This window comes from Bradyrhizobium sp. SZCCHNR1043 (genome assembly GCF_032489675.1).
Taxonomy (GTDB): domain Bacteria; phylum Pseudomonadota; class Alphaproteobacteria; order Rhizobiales; family Xanthobacteraceae; genus Bradyrhizobium.
The window spans coordinates 524,762-550,231 of the sequence record NZ_JAUEYN010000001.1 but is presented as its reverse complement, the minus strand read 5'-3'; the positions used below and the strand labels follow the sequence as shown (position 1 = coordinate 550,231).

General features: G+C 64.6%; 23 protein-coding genes and 2 pseudogenes. 16 read left to right on the top strand and 9 right to left on the bottom strand.

What is annotated here, in order from left to right; translation table 11 throughout:
* Positions 1-68 precede the first annotated feature (68 nt).
* The 4 genes and pseudogenes from QX039_RS02365 to QX039_RS02350 all read left to right on the top strand — a co-directional run bounded on the left by QX039_RS02365 (position 69) and on the right by QX039_RS02350 (position 3,531).
* Positions 69-911, top strand: coding sequence for a hypothetical protein (locus QX039_RS02365; protein WP_315739388.1), 843 nt, complete (start codon positions 69-71; stop codon positions 909-911).
* A pseudogene (locus QX039_RS02360) lies at positions 883-1,104 on the top strand (pentapeptide repeat-containing protein); the annotation flags it as partial. The gene QX039_RS02365 and the pseudogene QX039_RS02360, both read left to right, overlap by 29 nt.
* Positions 1,105-1,272: 168 nt before the next feature.
* A pseudogene (locus tag QX039_RS02355) lies at positions 1,273-2,766 on the top strand (PAS-domain containing protein); the annotation flags it as partial.
* Between the two features lie 15 nt (positions 2,767-2,781).
* Complete coding sequence (locus QX039_RS02350) at positions 2,782-3,531, top strand: hypothetical protein (protein WP_315739387.1); 750 nt, start codon at positions 2,782-2,784, stop codon at positions 3,529-3,531.
* A gap of 47 nt (positions 3,532-3,578) precedes the next feature.
* Here the strand turns inward: QX039_RS02350 and QX039_RS02345 are convergent, their stop codons facing one another.
* Positions 3,579-4,139 carry a GNAT family protein gene (locus QX039_RS02345; RefSeq protein WP_315739386.1) on the bottom strand — a complete coding sequence of 187 codons (561 nt, stop codon included), beginning with the start codon at positions 4,137-4,139 and terminating at the stop codon, positions 3,579-3,581.
* A 224-nt stretch (positions 4,140-4,363) separates the two neighbouring features.
* Positions 4,364-5,254 (bottom strand): SDR family oxidoreductase, encoded by an 891-nt coding sequence (locus QX039_RS02340; RefSeq protein WP_315739384.1) that lies wholly within the window; start codon positions 5,252-5,254, stop codon positions 4,364-4,366.
* Between the two features lie 91 nt (positions 5,255-5,345).
* On the opposite strand from QX039_RS02340, the gene QX039_RS02335 reads away from it, so the two are divergent.
* Positions 5,346-6,173 (top strand): helix-turn-helix transcriptional regulator, encoded by an 828-nt coding sequence (locus QX039_RS02335; protein WP_315739383.1) that lies wholly within the window; start codon positions 5,346-5,348, stop codon positions 6,171-6,173.
* A 78-nt stretch (positions 6,174-6,251) separates the two neighbouring features.
* Here QX039_RS02335 and QX039_RS02330 read toward each other — a convergent pair whose 3' ends face one another.
* On the bottom strand, positions 6,252-6,485 hold the full coding sequence (locus QX039_RS02330; RefSeq protein WP_315739382.1) for a hypothetical protein: 234 nt from the start codon (positions 6,483-6,485) through the stop codon (positions 6,252-6,254).
* A 29-nt stretch (positions 6,486-6,514) separates the two neighbouring features.
* On the opposite strand from QX039_RS02330, the gene xth reads away from it, so the two are divergent.
* Entirely contained in the window at positions 6,515-7,285 is a 771-nt protein-coding gene (gene xth, locus QX039_RS02325; RefSeq protein ID WP_315739381.1) for an exodeoxyribonuclease III, read from the top strand.
* Positions 7,286-7,531: 246 nt separating this feature from the next.
* Here xth and QX039_RS02320 read toward each other — a convergent pair whose 3' ends face one another.
* Positions 7,532-7,753 carry a GlsB/YeaQ/YmgE family stress response membrane protein gene (locus QX039_RS02320; protein ID WP_316219504.1) on the bottom strand — a complete coding sequence of 74 codons (222 nt, stop codon included), beginning with the start codon at positions 7,751-7,753 and terminating at the stop codon, positions 7,532-7,534.
* 420 nt (positions 7,754-8,173) lie between these two features.
* Between QX039_RS02320 and QX039_RS02315 the strand changes: the two genes are divergently transcribed.
* From QX039_RS02315 to QX039_RS02295, 5 genes are all read left to right on the top strand, one after another.
* Positions 8,174-9,958, top strand: coding sequence for an amidohydrolase (locus QX039_RS02315; protein ID WP_315739379.1), 1,785 nt, complete (start codon positions 8,174-8,176; stop codon positions 9,956-9,958).
* A 79-nt stretch (positions 9,959-10,037) separates the two neighbouring features.
* Positions 10,038-11,534: an amidase gene (locus QX039_RS02310; protein ID WP_315739378.1), complete on the top strand. Its 1,497-nt coding sequence runs from the start codon at positions 10,038-10,040 to the stop codon at positions 11,532-11,534.
* A 73-nt stretch (positions 11,535-11,607) separates the two neighbouring features.
* The gene (locus QX039_RS02305) at positions 11,608-11,961 is read left to right on the top strand and encodes a hypothetical protein (protein WP_315739377.1); all 354 of its coding nucleotides are present in this window, start codon (positions 11,608-11,610) and stop codon (positions 11,959-11,961) included.
* Between the two features lie 317 nt (positions 11,962-12,278).
* Entirely contained in the window at positions 12,279-14,087 is a 1,809-nt protein-coding gene (locus tag QX039_RS02300; protein ID WP_315739376.1) for an amidohydrolase, read from the top strand.
* 72 nt (positions 14,088-14,159) lie between these two features.
* On the top strand, positions 14,160-15,665 hold the full coding sequence (locus tag QX039_RS02295) for an MFS transporter (protein WP_315739375.1): 1,506 nt from the start codon (positions 14,160-14,162) through the stop codon (positions 15,663-15,665).
* Here the strand turns inward: QX039_RS02295 and QX039_RS02290 are convergent.
* On the bottom strand, positions 15,662-16,522 hold the full coding sequence (locus QX039_RS02290; RefSeq protein WP_315739374.1) for an LssY C-terminal domain-containing protein: 861 nt from the start codon (positions 16,520-16,522) through the stop codon (positions 15,662-15,664). The two genes, QX039_RS02295 and QX039_RS02290, sit on opposite strands and share 4 nt — an antisense overlap.
* A gap of 208 nt (positions 16,523-16,730) precedes the next feature.
* Positions 16,731-17,033 (bottom strand): hypothetical protein, encoded by a 303-nt coding sequence (locus QX039_RS02285; protein WP_315739373.1) that lies wholly within the window; start codon positions 17,031-17,033, stop codon positions 16,731-16,733.
* Between the two features lie 255 nt (positions 17,034-17,288).
* Here QX039_RS02285 and QX039_RS02280 point away from each other — a divergent pair, with 255 nt between their 5' ends.
* The 5 genes from QX039_RS02280 to QX039_RS02260 all read left to right on the top strand — a co-directional run bounded on the left by QX039_RS02280 (position 17,289) and on the right by QX039_RS02260 (position 22,895).
* Positions 17,289-18,014: a sulfite exporter TauE/SafE family protein gene (locus QX039_RS02280; protein ID WP_315739372.1), complete on the top strand. Its 726-nt coding sequence runs from the start codon at positions 17,289-17,291 to the stop codon at positions 18,012-18,014.
* 19 nt (positions 18,015-18,033) lie between these two features.
* A complete protein-coding gene (gene radA / locus QX039_RS02275) occupies positions 18,034-19,512 on the top strand; it encodes a DNA repair protein RadA (protein ID WP_315739371.1) in 1,479 nt (492 codons plus the stop codon).
* Between the two features lie 173 nt (positions 19,513-19,685).
* Positions 19,686-20,312 (top strand): CvpA family protein, encoded by a 627-nt coding sequence (locus QX039_RS02270; RefSeq protein WP_315739453.1) that lies wholly within the window; start codon positions 19,686-19,688, stop codon positions 20,310-20,312.
* Between the two features lie 59 nt (positions 20,313-20,371).
* A complete protein-coding gene (gene purF, locus QX039_RS02265; RefSeq protein WP_315739370.1) occupies positions 20,372-21,868 on the top strand; it encodes an amidophosphoribosyltransferase in 1,497 nt (498 codons plus the stop codon).
* Positions 21,869-22,151: 283 nt separating this feature from the next.
* A complete protein-coding gene (locus QX039_RS02260; protein ID WP_315739369.1) occupies positions 22,152-22,895 on the top strand; it encodes an SDR family NAD(P)-dependent oxidoreductase in 744 nt (247 codons plus the stop codon).
* A 61-nt stretch (positions 22,896-22,956) separates the two neighbouring features.
* Here QX039_RS02260 and QX039_RS02255 read toward each other — a convergent pair whose 3' ends face one another.
* The 3 genes from QX039_RS02255 to QX039_RS02245 are packed head-to-tail and all read right to left on the bottom strand — an operon-like array spanning position 22,957 to position 25,465.
* The gene (locus QX039_RS02255) at positions 22,957-23,274 is read right to left on the bottom strand and encodes a hypothetical protein (RefSeq protein WP_315739368.1); all 318 of its coding nucleotides are present in this window, start codon (positions 23,272-23,274) and stop codon (positions 22,957-22,959) included.
* A 35-nt stretch (positions 23,275-23,309) separates the two neighbouring features.
* Positions 23,310-24,551, bottom strand: coding sequence for a patatin-like phospholipase family protein (locus tag QX039_RS02250; RefSeq protein WP_315739367.1), 1,242 nt, complete (start codon positions 24,549-24,551; stop codon positions 23,310-23,312).
* A complete protein-coding gene (locus tag QX039_RS02245) occupies positions 24,548-25,465 on the bottom strand; it encodes a DUF3313 family protein (RefSeq protein ID WP_315739366.1) in 918 nt (305 codons plus the stop codon). Before QX039_RS02245 ends, QX039_RS02250 begins: the two co-directional genes overlap by 4 nt.
* Positions 25,466-25,470: the final 5 nt, after the last annotated feature.

Here is a 25,470-nt window from a genome sequence, read left to right as displayed (position 1 = left end):
ACCACAACTTGGCAGTCTTTATCGGGTTGTGTCATTATGCGATCACCACCCTCAAAACGAGGCCATCGATGTGGAGCATTTCGATCGCGCGAACTCAATTTGCCGATGACAGGCTAGCCTCTCTCTCCGTCGAGAGTCCAACTAACCTCCATACGAAAGAGGGCCTCGGACTGCTAGTCGGGCTATGGTGCGGCAAACTGCGCGGCGAGATTAGGACCGACCAAAGTCCACTCCAGTTTACAATTGGTTTTCTGGCGGGTGACGTTGTGGTCGAGCCCAAAGGTGGACAAATAAGTAATCGAGGACGTCTGCAGACCACGGTCGGACTGATCAAGGTCAAGCACTCGGAGATCGACCACTCAAAAAAAGAGGGCATGGTCGGCGGACGCATCGGTTTCGGCCTTTCCAAATTAATAGGAAACCTCGGAAAAGCCGAAGTCGACGTCGGAGGAAAATTAGAGCGCAGCAACTCTCAATCAGAACAAAAAGATCACGAGTACGTCCAGCGAGTCTGGCGCGTAGCCGATGCAGGACATAACTTCTGGCGAGTTTACGGAGAGGGACTGAACGATGATGGAGTGTTGGAACACAAGATAATTGGCGATGAACCACTTTGCCATATCCTGCCTGATCTTGGCAGCGACACGATCGAAGTCTCAGTCACCTTCCGATGTTCCATGACGGACCTGTGGTTTCATCGGACCAATACAATCCCGATCAACACAGATCAACGATTCAGCCAAAAGCAGGCTGAACAGAACCGAGCCGCCGTGGTCGGCATAATTGCTGCAATTGCGCTTAGCCGAACGGCGAAATCCAATGACTTTGGATACACCGAAGGCGATCTAATTCTTGCGAAGCAGACTCTTGTGGCTGAACTGCATGATACGCAGAAAGGCAAACATGACTAGCGGCGATCAACATCCCCTTGTTCCGTCAGATTCTGATTGGCTTAAAGACGCTGAGAAGCGCAATATTGCAGCCGTCTACCAATCTAGTTCTGCCTGCTTTTCTGACTTGGTAGAAATCTCGGGATTGAACCCGAACGTGGATTTTCGGTTCGCCAACCTCGTGGGCGTCGACTTTCGGGGTTCAGATCTGCGTGGTTACAACTTTTTTGGAGCAAACCTGTCATACACGCACTGGAACGAAGCACGATGGGACACAACAACAAACATTGAAGGTGCGATTCTAACCGGCGCGAAAGGTTATGAGACCTTAAAACCTGACGGACTCAGCCATGTTTCTGAAGGGGGGCTGAAGCAGTTCTTCCGCCACACGCTTGATCATTTGTCATCGGGTGTCGCCGTTTTTGATAACCAGCGCCGCCTGGTGTTCTATAACGAATCGTATCGACGCCTGTGGGATCTCGACGCGGCATTCCTCAACAGCCAGCCGGATGATTCCTCCGTGCTCGATCGTCTGCGCGCAGCGCGCAAATTGCCCGAGCAGGCCGACTTCAGCGCCTGGAAAGCCAAGCTGCACCATGCCTATCGCGCAGTCGAGGTCGCCAAGGATACCTGGTTCCTACCCGACGACCGCACGTTGTCAGTCGTCACCACGCCCAATCCCGAGGGCGGCATCACCTACCTTTTCGATGACGTCACCGAGAGCTTCGCCCTCGCCCGCCGCTTCGATGGCCTGATTCGGGTGCAGCGCGAGACGCTAGATAGCCTCGCCGAGGGTGTCGTCGTGTTCGGCAGCAATGGCCGTGTCGAGTTATTTAACCCGGCCTTCGCAACAATGTGGAGGCTGACGCCTGACGCATTGCGCGGACACCCGCACATCGACACCCTCGTATCTTGGTGCCGGAACCTCTACGACGAGCCTGAGGCCTGGCGCACAATCAGCGAAACCATTACCTCGTTCGAAAGCCGGAGCAACATGGCTCTAAAGCTCAAGCGCAAGGACGGCACTGTGCTCGACTGCATCAGTCGGCCGCTGCCTGAGGATGCAACAATGCTCACCTTCCAAGACATCACTGATACCGAGCAAGTTGAGCAGGCGTTACGCGAAAGTAATGAAGCGCTCGAGGCCGCTGGACAGATGAAGATCGATTTCGTCCACCATGTGTCCTACGAACTGCGCGCACCACTCACTACGATCGTGGGCTTCACACATTTCCTAAGCGATCCGGCCAACGGCCCGCTGACGCCCAAACAGGCTGAATATCTCGACTACGTCACCAAATCGTCCAACGCGCTGCTTGCATTGACCAACAACATTCTCGATCTCGCCACCATTGATGCAGGCGCGATGAGGTTGGAACTGGGCCCGGTGGATGCAGTTAAGGTGATCGAGGCCGCGACCGAGGGCGTGCAGGACCGGCTTGCTACCGACCGCATCCGACTGAAGATCGAGGTCGATAACAATGTTGGTATCTTCCTCGGCGACGAGCGCCGCATCGTACAGGTGCTCTACAATCTGTTGGTCAATGCCATAGGCTTCTCGCCGCAAAATTCTACCGTCGTGGTCAGCGCTCGCCAGACGGATCACAATGTCGCATTCTCGGTTACCGATTCGGGCCCCGGCATTCCACCCGGGATGAAGGATAAAGTGTTCGAATGGTTCGAGAGCAATTCCCAGGGCTCGCGCCATCGCGGTGCCGGGCTCGGCTTGTCGCTTGTGCGCTCATTTGTCGAGCTACATGGCGGGAGGGTCCAAATAGACACGGTGGTCGGTATCGGCACTACCGTCACATGCAAGTTTCCTCTTTCACAACATAGATCTGAACAAGAGGCTCAAAAAGCCGCACGGCTTGCTTGAGCCGAGTGGACATTCGTGTTCTCGAAACTCAAAGACATCGCCTCGGGTGCCGTGAAAAGCGTCGGCGGACAGTTCGCGAACGCCTCCAGGGCGATTGCCGATCTCGCCGCCAGTCTTGCGACCCGCGCCGCAGCGGCGGCGGATCTCGGTCGCATCCTCGATATCATTGAAAAGGTTCCGGGCGTCAGTTTCGACCGGCCCGAGGTCGATGCCGACTATCTCGACACGCTGCTGGCTGCGGTGCAGATGGGCGAGCTCACGCTGGCTGTCCACTACCGCAAGGAAACTGAGGCGAGTTTGGTGCGCCTGCATCCGGTCGCAGCGGCGGACGCCAATGAGCTGACCGGCTCGGACGGCAAGTTCTTTTCGAAGATCCTGTTCAACGGTGAGGACGACAAGCCCGCCATCCAGATGCTGATCAACTCCGATCATCTCGCGGACAACTACCGGCACGTGACCGCCGACACGCTGATCAACGCGCTGGCCTTCCCGATCGAGAACGTCAAAGGCGGCTTCATCATCGCCAGATCGTTCCGTGCAATCGCGCGCCCCATCGCAGGCTGGCTGCTCAACATCATCTTCGACCAGGGCGGAAAACTGCACCGGCGTATTCGCGGCCATCGCGACGAAGATCAACCCCAACCGACCTCCCCGCTTGCGGATGAGGAGGAGGCTGACATGTCGCATGTCTCAACAGCATCGGAAGACGGCGACGTCCCAAAGTCGGAGCTTCCATCGAGCCATCGGCCGCCATCCGCGGAATGATGCCACGCGTTGATTGAGCACAGCTAAGCTTCACCGGCGGGCCACCCTCATCCCCACCCGCGCGGATCCGTCTTCAGCAACGCATACAGCATGTCGTCGCGCCATTCGCCGCCGACGCGCAGGTGGTCGCGCAACTGGCCCTCGCAGCGGAAGCCGAGCTTTTCGGCCAGCTTGCGCGACGCGGCATTGTCTGGATGGATCAGCGCCTGCGCGCGGTGCAGGCCGAGCTCGCCGAAGCAGAAATCGAGCATCGCACCGACCGCCTCGGTGGCGATGCCATCGCGCTGCCGGGCAGGATCGACGATGTAGCCGATCGTGACGCGCTTCGCACGCATGTGACCGTCGTGATAGTTCACCATGCCGATGCAGCGGTCGGTCTCGGCTTCTGCCACCGCCCAGAACCGGTAGTAGGACGGCGTACAATCGATGAACCGGCGGACGGCACGTTCGCTCTCGATCCGTTTGGTGTGAACCGGATGATTCCAGAAGCGCATCGCATCCGGATCGCTGAAGCACCGGTGCATCGCTTCGGTGTCAGCGGGATCGAACTGTCGTAGGCGCAGGCGGGCGGTCGAGAGGATCGGGTGCGGGATGGGCTGTCTTGCCATGGCGGGCTCATGCAGGGATGAACCAGACTAGCAGCGATGACGGCAGGAGCGCTACGTTCAGTCGCCTCTCGCCCGAAGGCCCCAATCTCCGCGTCGCCGTCATTGCGGGGCGCGCGGACGACACGGTGCCGGCGTCGTGCCGATCGCATGAGGCCGGTGGCAGTGCACAAGACTCGCGCGACCCTGCGCTTGGCTCGTGCACTTCCCACGTTCGCGGCCGACGCTCATGCCTTGAAGTAATCCGGCTGGCCGATGTCGGCGATCAAACCGATCCCGTCCGGTCTCCAGCCCAGGCGCTGCTGCGTCAGGATGCTGGAGGCCGGCATGTCCAGGCCCGCGAACATCGCCAGCGGTCCGTAATAATCGCCCGCCTCGTCCTGCCTGATCGAAACGACCGCCACGTTCAGCGCGCGGCCGATCACCTCGATGACCTCGCGCATCGGGACGCCTTCCTCGCCGACGGCGTGGTAGATCGCGTCTGCCACGCCCTTCTCAAGGGCAAGCCGGTAGAGGCGGGCGACGTCCGATCGATGCGCCGCCGCCCAGCGCTCGGTGCCTTCGCCGACATAGGCTGCGCGGCCCTTCTGCCGCGCGAGCTCCACCAGATAGGAGATCAGCCCCGCCTTGCCCGGCGCGCCGTGCACCTGCGGCAGGCGGATCGCCATCGCGCGCACGCCACGCGATGCATAGGCCAGACCGGACCGTTCGGACACGCGCGGAGCATGCGCTGACGACTCGCGCCGCATGTCTTCGGTGACCACCACGTTTGGTGCAACGAGCCCCGTTCCGGAGGTGACGATGAACGGCTTGTTCGTTCCGGCCAGCACGTCGCCCATAGCTTCGATGGCGGCCTTGTCGATGGCGCCGTTCTCCGCGAATTTCGCGAAGTCGTGGATGAAGGCGAGATGGATCACGCCGTCGGCATCCCTCGCGCCGCGCTTCAGGCTGTCGAGGTCCTGCAGCGAGCCGCGATGAACCTGCGCGCCCAGTTGCTCGAGCGTGCGGACGTTCTCGGCGGAGCGCGCGAGGCCGATGACCTGATGCCCGGCGGCGATCAGCTTCCTGGTGGTTTCGGAGCCGATGAATCCGGCGGCGCCGGTGACGAATACGCGCATGAGACACACTCCCTGTTCAGACCGCCGGGATATTGCTAGGCTGCTCATGCTGGTAAAGTCGTGACTTTATACGGGTATAATCGCTAACAGGATGACGGACGCTAACCCTCTCGGGACCTATCTCAGGGATCGCCGCGCCAAGCTCGATCCGACCGCCTTCGGCCTGCCGCTGCAGCGGCGGCGAACGCCGGGGCTTCGGCGCGAAGAGGTGGCGCAACGCGCCAATGTGAGCGCCACCTGGTACACTTGGCTCGAGCAAGGGCGCGGCGGCGCGCCCTCCGCCGACGTGCTGGACCGCATCGCTCGCGCCATGATGCTGACCGACGCCGAGCGCGAGCATCTGTTCCTGCTCGGTCTCGGCCGGCCACCCGAAGCCCGCTATCACGCGATCGACGGCATCTCACCCCGTCTCCAACGCGTGCTCGACACGCTGGAATACAGTCCCGCCTTCGTTCGCACGGCGACATGGGACATCCTCGCCTGGAACAGGGCGGCTGCGGCTGTCCTCACCGACTACAGCACCCTGCCGGAGGGCCAGCGCAATGTTCTGCGCATGATGTTCCACGACAGCCGTGTCCGCGCAGCACAGCCCAACTGGCAGGCCGTGGCGCGCTATGTGGTCGCGTCCTTCCGCGCCGACGTGGCGCGCGCCGGTGCGGCCCGCAATGTCCAGTCGCTGGTCGATGAGCTCTGCGCGACGAGCCCGGAATTTGCGGCGATGTGGCGCGACAACGACGTGCAGGGACGGCATGGCGATGGCGTGAAGGTCCTGCAGCATCCCATCGCCGGATCGCTCTCGCTGGAATTTTCGGGCTTCGCCGTCGATGGCCGGCCCGACCTCACCATGGTGATCTACAATCCCGCGACGCCGGCGGATGCGGACAAGATCCGCGCGCTGGTGACGTCGCGACCGAAATAGCCACACAACCGCACTCGGCTCGCGCGCCTCGCTCGCCAGCGTCGGCCAGGGGGGCGCGGAAGCGCGACGTCCCTGCGGCTATTCCGTCTTCGCGGCGTCCAGCACCTTCTTGCAGGCGTCGGCGAGCTGGGCATAGTTGCGCGTCAGGCCGGCGACGATGCGGCCGCCGCCGGGAAGCACATCGCTGCAGAACCTTGGGTAGTCGGCCTGACAGGCGGCGCGCTGCTCGTCGGTCGGCAGCAGCGGCGCGCGGGCCGCATCCGCAAGGCCCAGCGACAGCGTGAACAAAAAGGCGATGGCGAGCTTGGACATCGGGCCTTCCCCTCAATGCAACGGGCATCATGAAGATCGCGACCTTCAACATCAACAATGTCCGGCGGCGGCTCCCCAACCTGCTGCGCTGGCTGGGCGCGGCCAAGCCCGACATCGTCTGCCTGCAGGAGTTGAAATGCGCCCAGGCCGACTTCCCCGTCGATGAGATCGCCAAGGCCGGCTATGGCGCTGTGTGGCAGGGCCAGAAGACCTGGAACGGGGTCGCGATCCTCGCGCGCAAGGCTGAGCCGGTGCTGACGCGCACCACCCTGCCCGGCGATATCAGGGATCGCGAGGCGCGCTACATCGAGGCCGCCGTGCGCGGCATCGTCGTCGGCTGCATCTACTTGCCGAACGGCAATCCGCAGCCGGGACCGAAATTCGACTACAAGCTCGCCTGGTTCGAGCGGCTGCACAAGCACGCGGCTGATTTCATCAAGGACGACCGGCCGATCGTGCTCGCCGGCGACTACAATGTCGCGCCTGATGCGCTCGACATCTATCCGACGAAGTCCTGGGACAAGGATGCGCTGGTCCAGCCGAAGAGCCGCGCCGCCTACAAGGCGCTGGTCGATCAAGGCTGGTGCGATGCGATCCGCGCGCTGCATCCGGACGCGCCGATGTTCACCTTCTGGGACTACAAGCGCAACCGCTGGCCGCGCGATGCCGGCCTGCGGCTCGATCACCTGCTGCTCAGCCCGCAACTCGCGCCGCGCCTTAGCAAGGCCGGCGTCGACCGCGCCATCCGCGGCGAGGACGGCGCCAGCGATCACGCGCCGGCCTGGATCGTGCTGAAATAGTCCGAAGGTCGAGAAGGATGCCCCGCGAGCTGCGTTCATCGGAGATCACTCTGGCCGATCGCGCCTCCCGGTGAATGTGACGTCGAATGGGAGCGTTACGCCGCACACCGTCAGTCCCGTCCCGCATCCATGATCGCGTGCGCGAGCCGCGCCGGATCGGAGAAGCACAGCTCATGGGCTTCGGCGTCCGCCCGCGCGACTGGCGGGCGGAGACCGCGCGTCACTCCGGCTGTCGACCGCCTGCGGTCAGCGCGGACTCCGTTCGCGGGCCGCGCCCCACAACCAGATTGCCGCCAGCAGGACGAGCGAGCCGACGAACGCCGCGACGACGTCGCGCAGCGAAATGACGATGCTGCCCATGCCTGGAAACAGCCCAAACAGGTTGAACAGGACACCACCGATGAGGGCGCCGACGCATCCCAATCCGATGTTGGTCAAAAGCCCGAAACCTGCTCGGCGGCGCTTCACCAGGATTCCGGCAAGGCCGCCACCAATCAAGCCGACGACGAGCCAAGTCCCTGCATGTACCAGTGTGAACATTCTTCACTCCGTCGGTCTGCCGTTACCCCTCGGTTGGAGCATTACGGCCAGAATCGTGCACTTGCAGGTTACATCGATTTCGCTGCCATCAACTGAACTCTGCAGCTCGGATGAGTTCGTGACCCAATCGCAAACTGGTCGATGCTCAGGCCGGCGTCCACCGAAATGACAGTCATTCGAATCTAATCGTCTCGAACACGAGCAGCTCATGCGAACGCTTCGCACGCAAAGGGCTACGTAGTTCCCCCGAGTTCATACAATCCTCGGAATCGGGAAGAATGCGGTTCCCGCAGAGCGTGCAAAGGTGAATGCATGTGCATCGCATGCAACTGGGCAAGATTCCATGGTTTGCTCAAGCTTGATTTTGACTCCGTCAACGAGGCCGAGCCGTCACGACGCCAGCTCCTGCAGACAGGCGCGGCGTTCGCTGCGGCCGGCGTTGCCTCGGTGTCCGCTCCGACGAACGCCGAGGCGCGAACCGGCGGCGGCAAGGCCGACATCGTGTTTCGCAACGGCCCGGTCTACACCGTGAACGGCGGCCGGGAATGGGCCCGCGCGGTCGCCGTCAAGCAACAACACATCGTCTATGTCGGCGATGACGCGGGCGTCCGGTCCTTCATCGGCCCAAAGACCCGCGTCGTCGATCTCGCCGGCAGGATGCTGCTGCCCGGTTTCGTGGAAGGACACATCCATCCGATAGCGGGCGCTGTCGTGACTCGGGGTGTCGATCTTCAATACGACACAAGGGAGGAGATGCTCGACGCCCTGAAGGCCTATCGCGCCAAGCTGGGCCAGGCCGGCATCGTCCGCGGCTTCGGCTGGCGCTATAACGCCTTTCCGCCGACCGGCCCGCGCAAGGAGGATCTCGATCAGATCTGGCCGGACACGCCCGTCTTTCTCGTCGGGATCGATGGCCATTCAGCCTGGGTCAATTCCAAGACGCTGGCGATTGCCAAGGTGACCAAGGCGACCAAGGATCCGTTGCCCGGCTACAGCTACTTCGAGCGGGACCCGGCCTCGGGAGAGCCGACCGGCTATCTGGTCGAGCCACCGGCGATGTTTCCGGTCCTCAACGCGGTCTCGCCGTTCACGCCCGGCTATATTGCGGACTCGCTCGCACAGTGGCTGCCGAAGGCGTCGGCGGCCGGCATCACCAGCGTGTTCGATGCCGGACTGCTCGTTCTCCCCGAGGAGACCGGCTACGAGCTCTATCAGGATCTGGAGCGCAAAGGAAAACTGCCGTTCCGTGTGGTCGGATCGACCTACCACAACAATCCGGCGATCGACCCCGTGCCGATCGCGAAGGCCCTGCGTCGACGCTTCAATTCCGAACTGGTGCAGGCCCCCGTTCTCAAGCTCAACATCGACGGCGGCGAAGCCCAACGGACCGCCGCATTGCTGGCCCCCTATAGCGACGATCCGAGCACGAGCGGCGAGACGCTGGTCCCGCCGGATCAGTTCAAGGACATCATCCGCCGCGCCGACAGGGCGGGCCTCAATATTCACATCCATTCCTACGGTGATCGCGCCAACCGCCTGTCGCTGGACGCGTTCGAAGCCGCGATCAAGGTCAATCCGCCGCGCGATCGCCGGCACACGCTGGCGCATCTCATATTTGTTTCGCCTGACGATCTGCCGCGCTTCGCCAAGCTCGGCGTCACCGCGCAGTTCTCCGCCCAATGGTCGGTGGCGGATGCCTATTGGCAGGGCGTGATGCGGCCCCGCGTCGGCGCGCGCGCCGAGCAGGCGTTTCGCACCGGCTCGATCCTGCGTCATGGCGCCAACATCTCGCTCGGCACCGATTGGCCGGCCGCCGGCTATTACAGCACCTACAAGCCGCTGGATGCGATCGAGATCGCGACCACGCGGCGGGAGTTGAACAAGCCGGGTCAGCCGGCCTTGGTGCCGCTCGACGAGCGGATCAGCCTCGAAGAGGCGATCCGCGCCGCCACCACGGGACCGGCCTATCAGCTCGGACTCGACCAGAAGATCGGTTCGATCGAGGTCGGCAAGCTCGCCGATCTGATCGTGCTTGAAAGAAACCTGTTCGAAGTCGCCCCGCACGACATCCACAACACAAAGGTGCTGATGACCGTCATGAACGGTCAGGTCAGGCACGAACAGCGAAGCTGAATCCAGCGACTTCTCGGACCGTCACCTTCAGGGCCACATCGACAAACTCAGACCGATTCCCGGAAATACGGAGGCGTATATGATTGACAGAAGAACGCTCATCAAAGGCGCGGGAGCGGCGTTGGTCGCGTCCGGACTCGATTTGCCGGCCGCGCGCGCCGAGTCCGCCGATCCGCTCTGCTATGCGTCGGTCGCCGATCTCATCGCCATGTTCCGGGCCCGCAAGGCGTCGCCGGTCGATCTCTTGAAGGCGCAGATCAAGCGGATCGAAGCCTACAACCCGAAGGTCAATTGTATCACCTACGCGCACTTCGACCAGGCGATGAAGGAGGCCAAGCAGTCCGAAGACCGGTATCGGCGCGGCAATCCGCGGCCGCTCGAAGGGATCACGGTGGCCATCAAGGACGAATTCTCCAGGCCGGGCTGGCGGACGACGCAGGGCTCGCTCCTCTTCAAGGACTCGCCGCCCGCAACGGAAAACTCGGCCATCACCGACGCGCTCGAGGCCGCCGGCGCCGTCATGCCGTTCCAGACGACCGTGCCGGAATTCTACCTCTTCCTCGGCGCGTCCACCCGCGCCTGGGGCACGACACGCAATCCGTGGAATCTCGAATATTCTCCGGGCGGGTCGTCGGCGGGATCGGGCGCGGCGTTGGCCGCAGGCTTCACGACGCTCGCCATGGGCTCGGACATGGGCGGCTCGATCCGAATTCCCGCCTCACAATGTGGTCTCTATGGCTTCAGGCCGCCGTTCGGACGCGTGGCTGGCGGGGAAATCCCGTTCTCGACCTCGGGCCCGATGGCGCGGCGCTTCGACGACCTCGTCCGCCTCCAGAACGCGATCGTCGGTCCGTCCGAGCGGGTGATGGCCGCGATGCGCCCTCGCCTCGACTATCCCACCCGTTATCCGCGCCTTTCCGGGTGGCGCATCGCCGTGGATTGGGGCGCCGGCATTGCGGACGTCATACCGTCCGTGAAGGCTGCGATGCTGAGAGGAATCGAGGCGCTGCGCGCCGCGGGGTGCACTGTGGACGAGGTCGACTGCGGCTTCACGAAGGCCCACAAGATGGTCTTCATCCGTGGGCTGATGTCGACGTCCATCGGCACTGCGATCGAGATCTCGAATGCGCATCGCGATCAGCTCTCGCCCTACATGACCGAAATGCTCGACCAGGTCGGCGCGGTCGGACCGCGCCAGGCCGAAGAAGCCGAAGAGCTGCTGCAGCGGCTGCACCGCCAGGTGCAGCAGCGCGTGTTCGGCAAGGGCTACCGCATCCTGCTCATGCCGACCATGGCAACGCCTCTGGTCGGGGCCGACATGTTCAAGAGCAAGGAAAACAAGGTCGACCCGTGGGTGGGCACCGGTCTGGGCTTGGCGCTGACGTGGCACTGGAATCTGCTCAACCGCTATCCGGTCGTCGATGTCCCGCTCGGCGTGGTCGAGGACCGCATTCCCTCGGGCATGCAGGTGATCGGCCAGACCTACACCGATCTCGACACGTTCCAGTTCGCGTCGAACTGGTCTCGCCTGCGGCCGTCACTGTTCGCCGGCGGGCAATTTCCGACCTTCGCCTGACTCCATAGCGGCCGGAACGGTGCAGATGCGCGACAACGGATGCGAGAGCAGCGCTTCGACAGTGAGGTCGGCCATGACTCCGAGAATTTTTCGACGAGCGGTTCTCCTGTTCCTGATCTCAGCGCTGTACCCAGGCGCCGGCGCCTCGGCACAGCAGAGGACGCCATCGCTCGAAGATCTCGCCAAGGCGGCGCAAAACCCGATCGCGGATACGATCAGCGTCGGGCTGGAGAATATCGCCATGCCGAACACGGGTGCGTACCGGCAGACGGCTGACGTTCCGGTCGGCGCGGGAATAGGCAAGCTCTTCATGGTCGACAAGCAGCCGGTCAACGCCGAGATCGGTGTCTACTACAATGTGCTGAGGCCGGACCTGGCATCGCGGTGGCAGTTTCGCGCCAGCCTGGCTTTCCTGTTCCCGAAGTGACGGTGCTCGGGACCAGGCATCGGTGGGATCGATGACCTCCACGGCATGAATGACACCCTCGCGCTCGGGCGACGCATAGACGATGAGTCGTTGCGGCGGTCCTCCTTTTCTCTGTCTGAAAGCATTCGATTTGAAGTTTATCCATCAACAGGAAACGAAGACTTCAGTATGCGTGCTGGCGCTCGACGCCGCCGAGATTGACTTGATCGTTGTCAATCTTGGCGGGTGCTGAGTGAAGTAGTTTCAGCGTCTGACTCGGCAATCGTGCAGCTCACCCGGAGCGCGGAATTTTCGGAGCAGGACTTCGGAGCAGGACAATGTGCATTGCATGCGGTTCCGCCATCGGTTCGCTGTTTGCGGCATCTAAGTCGGAGCGCGGCGGACTGACCCGTCGCCAGATGGTCGCGACCTCGGCTGCGGCCGCAGCGTTCGCCGCTGCCTCGGCTCCGGCCTGGGCCGCCTCCAGCAGCACGACCATCTTTCGCGGCGGGCGCGTCTACACGGTGGACGACTCCCTGCCCTGGGCCCAGGCCGTCGTCGTCAAGGGAGACACGATCGTCTACGTCGGCGACGACGCAGGCGCGATGAAATTTGCCGGACGCGGGGCTGACGTCATCGACCTCAAGGGGCGGATGCTCATGCCGGGCTTCGTCGAGGCGCATTGGCATCTTTGCACGCTGGCCTTCGCCCGCGGCGCCTGGGTCAACGAGGAGGATCCGGAGCGCATCTACGCGATCCTGCGCGATTACGCGAAGACGCATTCCGACGAAAAGTTCATTCTGGGCTTCGGCTGGATCGCTAGCGCGTTTCCCGCCTCGGGTCCGCGCAAGGAGCCGCTGGACGAGATCTTCCCCGATCGACCGGTCCTGCTCGTCAGTTGCGATCTGCACGGCTACTGGGTCAATTCCAAGCTGCTGGAGATGGCCGGCATTACGAAGGATACCCCGCGCGACGTCGTGCCCGGCTCCTCCTGGTACGAAAAGGATCCCAATGGCCTGCCGACCGGCTTCATTTCAGAAGTGCCTGCGCTGTTCGCGGTGCTCAAGGCGCTCGAAAAGCACGGCATCGAACCATTCGGCCTGAAGTCGACCGCCGCCGCGATCGAGGAATGGCAGCCCAGGCTCGCAGCCGCCGGCATCACCACCTTCTTCGATGCCGGCTTCAGCGCCTGGCCGACCGAGCAGCATCACGGTTTCGACATGCTGGTCGAGCTCGAGAAGCGCGGCAAGCTGCTGCAGCGCGTGATCGGCAGCCTGTATCACAATGATCCCAGCGTCGATCCGCTGCCGATCATTCGGGCCTACCGGAAGCGCTATCGCACTCCGCTGGTCAAGGCCGAGGTGCTCAAGCTGATCGTCGATGGCACCGAGCTGAGCCGCACCGCCTATCTGCTGGATCCCTATGCCGGAAGCCCGGATTGGCGCGGCGAACCATTGTTGCCATCGCCCGTGTTGAATCGGATACTGCGCGAAGCCCATGCCGAGGGAATCGATACGCACCTTCACGCCGTCGGCGATGCCGCCGTCCGCATGAGCCTGGATGGATACGAAGCCGCCTTTGGCAAGAACGGCCCCGGCAACCGCCGTCATACCATCTGCCACGCATTCCTCACCGCGCCATCGGACATTGCGCGCTTCAGAAAGCTCGGCGTGATCGCGAATACGCAGATCCAATGGGGCGTGCCGGATGCCAGCCAGCGTCGCGTCTGCGAGATCTACGGCGACGAGCGCTGGAGCCGCATGTACACCTTCAAGACGTTCATCGACGAAGGCGTCACGGTGTCGTTCGGCATGGATGCGCTGGCGACCGGCTCGAAGGTCGTCGTCAAGCCACTCGAGGCGTTGCAGGCCGGCCATACACGTCAGGAGCCGGGCAAGCCCGACGGCCTGGTCCATCCGCCCGCGACCGAACGCCTGGGCCTGCCGGACCTCATCCGAGGCTACACCATCAACGGAGCCTACCAGCTTCGCATGGAGGACAAGATCGGCTCCATCAAGGTCGGCAAGCTGGCCGATCTGATCGTGCTCGAGAACAATCTGTTCGATGTCGGGCCACACGACATCGGCAAGGTCAATATTCAGCTGACGATGATGAACGGCCGGATCACGCATCGTCGTGGAATCTGAGCGGGAGCGGTGAACGTGCTGGAGACGACGAGCGCGCCGAATGAACCACGGCTTGCGCAAGCGAGCGCGCCAATGTCGAAACGCAATCGCTGGATGGTTCTCCTGACCGTCTCCAGCGCGCTCGCGCTCGTCGTGATCGACATGACGGTGCTCTATACGGCGCTGCCCAGCCTGACCCATGAGCTCGGCGCAACCGCCTCGGAGAAATTGTGGATCGTCATGGCCTACGGGCTCGTCGTCGCCGGCCTGCTTCCCGGCTTCGGCTCGCTCGGCGATCGCGTCGGGCACAAGAGGACGTTCATAGCCGGCCTCATCGTCTTCGGACTAGCCTCGGTCGTCGCCGCCTATTCGCCGACCGCCATGGTCCTGATCGGCGGGCGCGTCCTGCTCGCAATCGGCGCTGCACTGATGATGCCGGCGACGCTGTCGATCATTCGCGTCACCTTCTCCGATGATCACGAACGGGCGCTCGCCATCGCGATCTGGGGAGCCGTTGCGTCCAGCGGGGCGGCAGTCGGCCCCTTGGTCGGCGGTGTCCTGCTGGAATATTTCTGGTGGGGCTCGGTCTTTCTGATCAACGTGCCGCTCGTCGTGCTGGCGCTGGTCGCCGGCCTGCTGCTGATTCCTGCACCGGCCGATCGTGCTGAGCGCGACTGGGACCTCCTCGGTTCAGTGCAGGTGATGGCCGGGCTGATCGGCTTCGCCTACGTCGTCGAGGAGCTCGGCAGTCGCCAGTCTTCCTATGTCGTCCTTGCCGGCACGGCTGTCGCGACGGTCATCATGTTGACGGTGTTCGTACGCCGTCAATTGCGTCTCGAGGATCCTTTGCTCGACTTCACCCTGTTCCGAAACGTCGAGTTCACGCTCAGCGTGATCACCGCGATCGTGGCTTCACTCGCCATTGCGGGGACGGAGCTCGCGATCAGCCAACGCCTGCAACTCGTCCTCGGCTATTCGCCGCTGCAGGCGGCATTGTACATCCTTCCGGCCCCGCTCGGTGCCTTCATCGGCGGGCCGCTCGCGAGCCTGATGCTCCGTCGCGTCCGAGCCGCCACCACGATGTCCGGCGCGTTGTTAATCGCAGGCATCGGCGCGGCCGGCTACCTGCTCTGCTACAACGCCAGCCTGGCGCTGCAACTGATCTGCATCGCGGTCAATGGTCTAGGGCTGGGAGCATCCATCGCCGCCGCCTCCAACGCTGTGATGAATCACGCGCCTGAAGGCCGCGAAGGCATGGCCGCGTCGATCGAGGAGGTGTCGTTCGAGCTCGGCGGCACAATCGGCATCAGCATTTTCGGAAGCATCCTGTCCGGAGTCTATACGGCGTTCATGGTTCTGCCCGATGGCCTCGGCATTCCCGCCGCTGCGCGCGACAGCATCGACGAGGCGCTGATCGCCGCCGAGCGGCTGCCGACCGGGCTCGCTGCCCTCGTCACCTCGCACGCTCATCGCGCCTTCGATCAGGCGTTCCTGACCGTCGTCTGCGTTGCGATGGTCGTCCTGCTCGGCACCGCCTTCCTGGTCCGGCCCCGAGCAGGGCGAACGACCTCGAACGCGGCTCGTCAGCATGTCCACTAGGCCGGCGACGAAGACCCCTCATGCGCGTCGGCATTGGCGGCGATCACCACGCTCGCCAACGCGATGTCGCCGTCCGTCACATAGTGATTGACCCGCTCGGGCAGGTTCCGGCCGGCCTTGTACAGCTCGACGGTCTCGATCGATCGTGTCCTGATCAATTCGGCCATGATGTAGTCCCGCTCCGCATTGGCATCCGGATCGGTGGCGTGCGTGATCTGAAAGGTCAGTCGGGTGAGCGACAGGCCCGTGTCCTTCGTGCCGGCACCGACCCAGAGGACGGACTCATCGGCCGCAGGCGTGTCGGTCGCTGACCAGAAATCGCCAGCGTTCCAGCTCTTCTCGGCGTGGGCGAGGTCAACGGCCCAGAACCGGACGTGATGACGCTTTCGCGGACTGTTGCCGATGGCTTTCTGAAAGCCGATATCCTGGCCGCGACCGAACAGATAGAGGGTGCTGAAAGGAGCGGTGGGGTACGGCCAGGCGAGGACGAAGGCGCGGACCATGGCCCACGAGCTTGCCAGCCCCAATCGGTCCGCCTCGCACCAACCGATCGCAGCAAAGCTCGCGCGGAGCTGTCGAAGCGTGCCGATCAGGGCGAGATTGACGGGGTCGCCAGGCAATCCATCGCTGGTGATCGTGTAGCTGGGCACCCGCCGACTCTGGAGGATCCTGAGACTCAATCTGATCACGCGTGGCAGAATGACATAGGCCGCGATTGCGTAGCTGACGCCGACGGCGGCAATCCAGGGCAGCCTGCGATCCGCCGTCTCGAACACCACGAACACGATCAGCCAGACCGTGAAGATCCCGAGCCCGGCGACCAGCACGCGTTGCATGAGGCGTAAGAGCAGTCGCACTGGATCGGTCCGGTGAAAACGAGGTGATCAGCATTCGCGTTTTCGGTAGGGTGTCCGATCTTCTCTTCGTTGGCAACACCGCACGTGAAGGCACGAGGCCGCCCGGTCGCCGGCGCTATGACGAGGTTGTCCGCCCTGGGTTGCTCGACATTCGTCTGCGGCGGCACGCAGCCCCGAGCCAGCCCAAAGACAGCCGGACTGCGCGTGCTTACGCCGACAGCCGCTCGGCGTTGGCCGCGACATAATCCCGATAGAGATCGACGACCGCGGCCGGGCTCGCGCCGGCCATCAGCTTCGCCGTCGCCTCCAGGGCTGCGGCGATCTTTTCGCTGACCATCAGCTCCGCTTCCTGGCCCGCGTCGGCTTCGCCGCGCGCGAACTTTTCCAGCCGGAGCCGGATGACCTCGCCGGCTTCCATGGCCAGCATCGCGGCCGTGAACCAGGGGAACTTCGCATCGGCGGTTGCCGTCAGGGACGGCCGCATCTGCAAGGACATCGGGGTTTTGCTCATCGTCATCGTCCGAGAACATGAGCGGACGTGCGAGGAATACGCTTCAACTTTTAATGATGCGGACGCACAATCATCGACGATTTCGAGTCGACTCGAACCACCCGTTAACCACCTGGGCCCTGCTTCTCTCATCCGTCATTGCGAGGAGCGAAGCGACGAAGCAATCCAGAGTCATGCGCGCGACTCTGGATTGCTTCGCTTCGCTCGCAATGACGGGAGAGAGATCTTGCCCGCCATCACGAAGGCGCGAAAATCTTGGGCTTCCTGTTCGTCCTCGCGATAGGCCTCGTTGCCGGCACGTTGTCCGGCATCGTCGGCACCGGCTCGTCGATCATGCTGATGCCGGTGCTGGCCTACGAGTACGGCCCGAAGGAGGCCGTGCCGATCATGGCGGTGGCCGCCGTCATGGCGAACCTGTCGCGCATCCTGGCGTGGTGGCGCGAGGTCGACTGGCGCGCCTGCGCGGCCTATTCGGTCACCGGCATTCCGGCCGCCGCACTCGGCGCGCGCACCTTGCTGATCCTGCCGTCGCAGGCGGTCGATATCACGATCGGCCTGTTCCTGATGGCGATGGTGCCGGTACGGCATTGGCTGACGCGGCACGACCTCAAGGCCAACCTCTGGCACCTCGCGCTCGGCGGTGCGGTGATCGGATTTCTGACCGGCATCGTGGTCTCGACCGGGCCGCTCAGCGTGCCGCTGTTCCTGTTCTATGGGCTGTCGAAGGGCGCCTTCCTCGCCACCGAGGCTGCCAGCTCGCTCGGGCTCTATGTCTCGAAATCCATCACCTTCCAGCGCTTCGGCGCGCTGACGCCGGACATTCTGCTCAAGGGCCTGATCGCCGGCGGCTCGCTGATGGCCGGCGCCTTCGTCGCCAAGCGCTTCGTGCTGCACATGAAGCCCGACATGTTCCGGCTGGTGATGGATGGCATCATGCTGGCCGCAGGCCTAACTATGCTATGGAACGCCACCCACTCCTGAGCACATCGATTCTCCCTCCATGGCCAAGACCACGCTCTCCTTCGTCTGCCAGAACTGCGGCGCGGCCTATTCGCGCTGGCAGGGCAAATGCGAGGCCTGCGGCGAGTGGAACACGCTGGCGGAGGAAGACACGACGGGCGCGACCTCCGCGCCGGTCTCGCTGCGCTCGAAGCGCAAGGGCCGCACGTTCCAGCTGGAATCGCTGACCGGCAAGACCATCGACGCGCCGCGGCTGTCGTCGGGCATGACCGAGCTCGACCGCGTCACCGGCGGCGGCTTCGTGCGCGGCTCGGTGCTCTTGGTCGGCGGCGATCCCGGCATCGGCAAATCAACGCTTCTGACCCAGGCGACCTCGATGCTGGCGCGCGCCGGCCATCGCGCGGTCTACATTTCCGGCGAGGAAGCTGTCGCCCAGGTGCGGCTGCGCGCCGAGCGCCTCGGGCTTGCGGATGCGCCGGTACAACTGGCGGCCGAGACCTCGGTCGAGGACATCATCGCGACCCTGTCGGAAGGCGGCGTGCCGCGACTGATCGTGATCGATTCGATCCAGACGATGTGGACCGACACCGTCGAATCGGCGCCGGGCACGGTGACCCAGGTGCGCGCCTCGGCGCAGAAGCTCATTCGCTTCGCCAAGAAATCCGGCGCCGCCATCATCCTGGTCGGCCACGTCACCAAGGACGGCCAGATCGCCGGCCCCCGCGTCGTCGAGCACATGGTGGACGCGGTGCTGTCGTTCGAGGGCGAGGGCTCGCAGCAGTTCCGCATCCTGCGCGCCGTCAAGAACCGGTTCGGCCCGACCGACGAGATCGGCGTGTTCGAAATGACCGGATTGGGTCTGCGCGAGGTCACCAACCCCTCCGAGCTGTTTCTGTCCGAGCGCGATCTCGGCAGCCCCGGCACGGCGGTCTTTGCCGGGATCGAGGGCACCCGCCCCGTGCTGGTCGAAATCCAGGCCCTGGTGGCGCCGACCTCGCTCGGCACGCCGCGCCGCGCCGTCGTCGGCTGGGATCCGAGCCGGCTGTCAATGGTGCTGGCCGTGCTGGAGGCGCATTGCGGCGTCAAGCTGTCGGGCCACGACGTCTATCTCAACGTCGCCGGCGGCCTGCGCATCAACGAGCCGGCGGCGGATCTCGCCGCGGCCGCAGCTCTGGTCTCCTCGCTGGTCAACGCGCCGCTGCCGCCCGATGCGGTCTATTTCGGCGAGATTTCGCTGTCGGGCGCGGTCCGCCCGGTGGCGCAGACCTCGGCGCGGCTGAAGGAGGCCGCCAAGCTCGGCTTCGGCCGCGTCGTGCTGCCGGAGCGCGCCCGCGGCGAGGCCGGCGGCGATGCCGGGCTCAGCCTCAATACCGTCGGCGGCTTGACCAGCCTGGTCGCCGACATCGCCGCGCGCGGCACGCCCCGCGCCCGCCACGACGAGGGTGAGCAGGGCCGCCGTGGCCCCAGCCATGCCGAAAAAAATGCCACACCAGCGAGATTCCGCCGCCAGGACGGCTAGCCGGACCGTGACGTTCGCGTGACTCGCCGCTATACAACGCCGCAACCGGGCGCCCACGCGGGATGGTGCAGCGTCCGGACTTGCCGGGGAACCCTGCTCTCCTCCGCCTGGAGGGGCGGTCCTCCGTCAATTCGAAGCGAACCTTGGACCTGACAAGCGGACCTGAGCAGCCGATGCCGATAACGATCCTCGATCTCATCCTGCTCGGCGTGATGCTGGTGTCGGGGCTGCTCGCGATGGTCCGCGGCTTCATGCGCGAGATACTGTCGATCGCCGCGTGGGGCGCGGCGGCCCTGGTCACGCTTTATTCATTCTCGAAGCTGCTGCCGACCGCCAAGACCTATTTCAACAACGATACCGTCGCCAGCGTCGTGGTCGTTGCCGGTACTTTCGTGGGCACCCTGCTCATCGTCTCGGTGATCACGGTCAAGATCTCCGACATGATCCTCGATTCGCGCATCGGCGCGCTCGACCGCACCCTGGGATTCCTGTTCGGACTGGGCCGTGGCCTCCTGATCGTCGTCGTCGCCTTCCTGTTCTTCAGCTGGCTGGTACCGGACAAGCAGCGTCCGGACTGGGTCACCGGCGCCAAGTCCCGCGTGGTCCTGCAGGGAACCGGGGATTGGCTGATGTCGCTCTTGCCTGATGATCCCGAGAACACCATTTTAAAGAAATTCAAGAAGAACAAGCCGGACGACGACCAGACTGACACCGAGTCGCCCGGAGTGGGCGGCGATGGGTACAGCAAGCCTGCCCGCGACAGCTTGAAGAAGCTGATCGAGAAACCCGCGGCCAAGTGAGCCTAGCCCAGAAGAGAGGCGCGATGGACCAGCACCACGATTCTTCCGGCGAAGCCCAAATGGACTCCCACGCGGATCTGGACTTCGGACCTCAAGCCTACCTCAGAGACCCAGACCTTGACGGAGACACGCTGCGCGAAGAGTGCGGCGTGTTCGGCATTTATGGGCACAATGACGCCGCCGCGATCACCGCGCTCGGCCTGCATGCGCTCCAGCATCGCGGCCAGGAGGCAGCTGGCATCGTCTCCTACGATGGCGCACGCTTCCACAGCGAGCGCCGCTTGGGCCTCGTCGGCGACACCTTCTCCCGCCGCGAGGTGATCGAGCGCCTGCCCGGCAATGCCGCGATCGGCCACGTTCGCTACGCCACGACCGGCGCGACCATCCTGCGCAACGTGCAGCCGCTGTTCGCCGAGCTCAATGCCGGCGGCTTCGCGGTCGGCCACAACGGCAACCTCACCAACGGCCTCACCCTGCGCCGCGAGCTGGTGCGCGCCGGCGCCATCATGCAGTCGACCACCGACACCGAGGTGATCCTGCATCTCGTCGCGCACTCCCGCCGCACCAATTTCATCGATCGCTTCATCGAGGCGCTGCGCGCGCTCGAAGGCGCCTACTCGCTGGTCTGCATGACCAACAAGAAGCTGATCGGCGCCCGCGATCCCCTCGGCATCCGTCCGCTGGTCTATGGCGAGCTCGAAGGCTGCCCGATCCTGGCGTCCGAGACCTGCGCGCTCGACATGATCGGCGCGCGCTACATCCGCGACATCGAGCCGGGCGAGGTCGTGATCTTCGACGAGACCGGCGCCCACAGCCACAAGCCGTTCCCGCCGAAGCCGGCGCGTCCGTGCGTGTTCGAATACATCTACTTCGCCCGCCCCGATTCCGTGGTCGGCGGCCGCTCGGTCTACGAGGTGCGCAAGGCGTTCGGCGCGCAGCTCGCGCGCGAGAGCCATCCCGACGTCGACGTCGTGGTGCCGGTGCCGGACTCCGGCGTGCCGGCGGCGATCGGCTACAGCCAGCATTCCGGCGTGCCGTTCGAGCTCGGCATCATCCGCAATCACTATGTCGGCCGCACCTTCATCCAGCCGACCCAGGCGATCCGCGAATCCGGCGTGCGCATGAAGCACTCGGCCAACCGCGCCGCGATCGAGGGCAAGCGCATCATCCTGATCGACGATTCGCTGGTGCGCGGCACCACTTCGCGCAAGATCGTGCGCATGATGCGCGACGCCGGCGCCACGGAGGTGCATTTCCGCCTCGCCTCGCCGCCGATCCTCTACCCCGACTATTACGGCATCGACCTGCCGGACCGTGGCGGCCTCTTGGCGGCGACGCATTCGCTCGAGGAGATGCGCGAGCTGATCGGCGCGGATTCGCTGGCGTTCCTGTCGATCGACGGCATGTACCGCGCCATGGGCGAGCCGGCCCGTGATCCGGCCGCACCGAAATACTCCGACCACTGCTTCACCGGCAGCTATCCCACCCACCTCACGGACCAGGCGATGGTCGAGTCGACCCAGCATCAGCTGTCGCTGTTGGCCGAGGCGAGCTGAGGTTCTTTCCACACGCAGTCATTCCGGGGCGATGCGCAGCATCGAACCCGGAATCCCGAGCTTGCTGATCCCCGTATCATCTCCAGATTCCGGGTTCGAGGCCTGCGGCCTCGCCCCGGAATGACGATGCGTCGTGAGCTGTCGTCCCGGCCAAAACCGGGACCCATCATCGCCAGCCGTCCTTGGCGGGCAGGACTAGCCACAGACAGCCAACTCCCTCATAACCGCCGCGGAGTATGGGTCCCGGCTTTCGCCGGGACGACGACGTCAGAGATTTGCGACCATGACCCTTCCCCTCGCCAACCGTATTGCCCTCGTCACCGGCGCCTCGCGCGGCATCGGCCATGCGACCGCCCGCGCGCTCGCCCGCGCCGGCGCCCATGTCGTGGCCGTCGCCCGCACCCAGGGCGGGCTGGAGGAGCTCGACGACGAGATCCGGAAAGAGACCGGCAACGGCGCCACCTTGGTGCCGCTCAGCATGACCGACAACGACGGCATCGCCCGGCTCGGCGCCGCGCTGCACGAGCGTCACGGCAAGCTCGACATTCTCGTCGGCAATGCCGCCGTGCCCGGCCCGTCGTCGCCGCTCGGCCATATCGACCTGAAGCCCTGGAACGACGTCGTCGCCGTCAACCTCTCCGCCAACTTCCAGCTGATCCGCTGCATGGAGCCGCTGCTGAAGGCCTCCGACGCCGGCCGCGCGGTGTTTCTCACGTCAGGTGCCGCCCACAAGGCCCAGGCCTATCTCGGCCCCTACGCCGTCACCAAGGCCGCGCTGGAGACGCTGGCACGGGTGTGGGCGCACGAGACCGAGCGGACGCCGCTGCGCGTGAACCTGTTCAGCCCGGGCCCGATCCGGACCCGCATGCGCGCCACGGTGTTCCCCGGCGAAGATCCGATGACGCTCGAAACGCCCGAGCAGGTCGCCGAGTTCATCGTGCCGATGTGCCTGCCGTCGTGGACCGAGACCGGCAAGCTCTACGAGTACAAGACGCGCACCCTGAAGAGCTTCCAGCCGCCGGCGTAGCCCTGCGCAACCACCGTCATTCCGGGGCAAGGCCGCAGGCCTTGAATCCGGAATCTCGTTGTTATCTTGCGGTCGGATTGGCGGCAGCAGAGTTCGCCGCGGAAGGCTTGGCCGCCGCAGCCTTGTCCGCAGACGCCTTCGCCGCAGCCGGCGCCTGACGATCGCGCACTGCCGTCAGCTCCTTGCGCAGCTTCTCCTGCTGCTCCGGCGTCAGCACCGGGCGCTGGTCGTCATGCGGCACGTCGTTCACCGGGAGATAGTTGTACGTATTGCCGTACTGCGCCGTGTCGGACGATGGCGTCGTGCCCGAGGTCGCGCAGCCGCCGAGCAGCACGGACGTCAACAGCGCCGCACTCCCCAGCGCCGAACGCAAGGTCACGTGTCGCGCAAATGGCAAGCAGGTCTGACGGAAGTTCATCGCGCGGCCGCCGCCATCGTGCGCGTGGCCCCCTGCGCCGTGATGCCGTGCTCGTTGGACTGCAGCCCCGGCAGGCTCTTCACCCAGGGATAGCCGCGCTGGCCCATGTCGTGGCCGCGATCGAACAGCGCAGTCATGTAGGTGCGATCGAACGGGCCGTCGGCCTTGACCTGGAAATCGGCCGGCACGCTGGCGAGGTTGAAGTCGATGCCGTTGAACTTCGCCACCGAGTAGATGCGGTAGATGTCGCCGATGCCCTGGTTCTTGATCAGGGTCGACAGCGAGCGCTGCGTCACCGAGAGCACGTCGGCGCCGACGCTGTCCCATTGCGGATCGATGCGGGCGTTACGGATGACGTAGAGATGTGCGCCGCTCACGCTCCTGCGCGGGCCGCGGCCGGAGACGAGGCGCAGCACCGAGGGACCGATGAACACCTGCCGGGTGACACCGCCGTCGACATGCAGCTCGTCGTAGTCCTTGTCGCCGATCCGCACCTTGATGCGAACCGGGGCGAAGGCGCCCGGCACGGTCGCGGAGGCCAGCAGCACCTGACGGAACAGGGCGATCGCCTCTGGCGTATCGGCTGCTGCGATGCGGCCCATGTCCCACAGCACCGGACGCTGCGCATCGAGATTGGTGGTGCCGACCAGCAGCACCCGGCCCTTGCTGCTCTCGCGCGCGACGTCGCGGAGAAACTCGCGATCGACATATTTCTCGATCAGCCGCGACAGCGGCGTGTTGTCGGCCAGCGCCGAGCCCTGGAGCAGGCCGGGAATGTTGACCGTGAAAATGTCCTTGCGCTCATAGGCGGTGAAGATTTCGCGCAGCTTGTCATCGTGCTCGCGCCCCAGGAAGACGAACGGCGCGATCAGCGCGCCGGAGCTGACGCCCGTCACCATGTCGAACGACGGCCGGTTCCCGGCCTCGCCCCAGCCGGCCAGAAGCCCGGCGCCGAACGCACCGTTCTCGGCGCCACCGGAGATCGCGAGGAAATTCAGCGGACGCGAGATCGGGATTTCGGCCGACGCGCGCGACATCGCGGCCTCGGCAAAGCGCGGCGCCGGCTCATCACCCCAGTAGCGGACGTTGCGGAAGCCGACCGGGTCGGCGCTGACGGCAGCCGCTTCCGGCAGCGCGTTGCGCGGCATGATGGCTGCGCAGGCCGCCAGCAGCAGCGACGCGGCGAACGCGAGCAGGATGCGCGGGACAAGCGCGCGGAACGAGGCGGCAGACTTCATCGCGACGCTTGCTGCTCCACGCTTGCGATCTCCGGCGACGGCTGCGGCGCGTCGGGCCTGGCCTCGTCAGCGCCCTTGTCAGTCCAGCCCGGCGGCAGGCCCAGACCGGCACCGACAAAGCCCTTCAGGCCGGGGAAGCGTCCGTACTGCTCACATGCGGCATATTTGGGAGCGCCACCCAGCTTGGCCGGCACGCTCGACACCGAAGGCAGCGAGGCCAGCGACGGGACGCCTGAGAACGGCGACTCGCCGGTCGACACCAGCTTGGCGAAGTCGGCGCCGAACTCGGAAGCGAGGTCGTAGGCGTCGCCGTCATTGGCCATCCGCGCATTGGAGACCGAGTTGGCGCCGCGCGCCCACACCATCGCGGCCTTCTGGAAGCCGGCAAAGTCGCGCGCCTCGGCCTCGACGGACAGCGTGCCGAGCCCGACCGGCAGCCGGGGCACCGGCACGGGAACGCCCGGCAGCGCGACGCTCTTGGCGATGGACGCCGCCTGCGAGGCTGCCGATGCGGTCGCGTTGGTCGCCGTGGCATGGGTGACGGTCGCCTTGACCGTCAGATCCGCCTCCTCGCGGGGTCCGACGATCTGGAATCGCTCGCTGAGACGCAGGCACATTTCGCGGCTGATGACGTTGGCCACCAGCTTGCGCTCGTTCTCGTCGAGGGCGATGTCGGGACGCGGCGGAAACGCGGTCGGCTCGATCCGGATCGTCTTGGCCTCGAGCAGCTCCTTCTTGTTGGCCTTGATCTGCGCGCGCGTCACCAGGCCGTTGGCATCGGCGAGGCGATCGTAATTCTTGAGCGAGCCGGCCCGCTCGAGCGGAGCAGTGGCGCAGCCGGCCGTTGCCAGCGCCAGGGAAATCAGGGCCGTCGACTTCAGCGGAGCGAGACGCATCGTAGCGGGGAGACCCATTGATA

Excerpts from the sequence above, each read along its gene's own strand:
- QX039_RS02345 (WP_315739386.1), bottom strand. The coding sequence starts at position 4,139 with ATGGCAAGACAGCCCATCCCGCACCCGATCCTCTCGACCGCCCGCCTG.
- QX039_RS02330 (WP_315739382.1), bottom strand. The coding sequence starts at position 6,485 with ATGTCCAAGCTCGCCATCGCCTTTTTGTTCACGCTGTCGCTGGGCCTT.
- QX039_RS02260 (WP_315739369.1), top strand. The coding sequence starts at position 22,152 with ATGACCCTTCCCCTCGCCAACCGTATTGCCCTCGTCACCGGCGCCTCG.
- QX039_RS02310 (WP_315739378.1), top strand. The coding sequence starts at position 10,038 with ATGATTGACAGAAGAACGCTCATCAAAGGCGCGGGAGCGGCGTTGGTC.
- QX039_RS02270 (WP_315739453.1), top strand. The coding sequence starts at position 19,686 with ATGCCGATAACGATCCTCGATCTCATCCTGCTCGGCGTGATGCTGGTG.
- radA (WP_315739371.1), top strand. The coding sequence starts at position 18,034 with ATGGCCAAGACCACGCTCTCCTTCGTCTGCCAGAACTGCGGCGCGGCC.
- QX039_RS02245 (WP_315739366.1), bottom strand. The coding sequence starts at position 25,465 with ATGGGTCTCCCCGCTACGATGCGTCTCGCTCCGCTGAAGTCGACGGCC.
- QX039_RS02295 (WP_315739375.1), top strand. The coding sequence starts at position 14,160 with ATGTCGAAACGCAATCGCTGGATGGTTCTCCTGACCGTCTCCAGCGCG.
- purF (WP_315739370.1), top strand. The coding sequence starts at position 20,372 with ATGGACTCCCACGCGGATCTGGACTTCGGACCTCAAGCCTACCTCAGA.
- QX039_RS02285 (WP_315739373.1), bottom strand. The coding sequence starts at position 17,033 with ATGAGCAAAACCCCGATGTCCTTGCAGATGCGGCCGTCCCTGACGGCA.
- QX039_RS02305 (WP_315739377.1), top strand. The coding sequence starts at position 11,608 with ATGACTCCGAGAATTTTTCGACGAGCGGTTCTCCTGTTCCTGATCTCA.
- QX039_RS02250 (WP_315739367.1), bottom strand. The coding sequence starts at position 24,551 with ATGAAGTCTGCCGCCTCGTTCCGCGCGCTTGTCCCGCGCATCCTGCTC.
- QX039_RS02335 (WP_315739383.1), top strand. The coding sequence starts at position 5,346 with ATGACGGACGCTAACCCTCTCGGGACCTATCTCAGGGATCGCCGCGCC.
- QX039_RS02340 (WP_315739384.1), bottom strand. The coding sequence starts at position 5,254 with ATGCGCGTATTCGTCACCGGCGCCGCCGGATTCATCGGCTCCGAAACC.
- QX039_RS02300 (WP_315739376.1), top strand. The coding sequence starts at position 12,279 with ATGTGCATTGCATGCGGTTCCGCCATCGGTTCGCTGTTTGCGGCATCT.
- xth (WP_315739381.1), top strand. The coding sequence starts at position 6,515 with ATGAAGATCGCGACCTTCAACATCAACAATGTCCGGCGGCGGCTCCCC.
- QX039_RS02365 (WP_315739388.1), top strand. The coding sequence starts at position 69 with ATGTGGAGCATTTCGATCGCGCGAACTCAATTTGCCGATGACAGGCTA.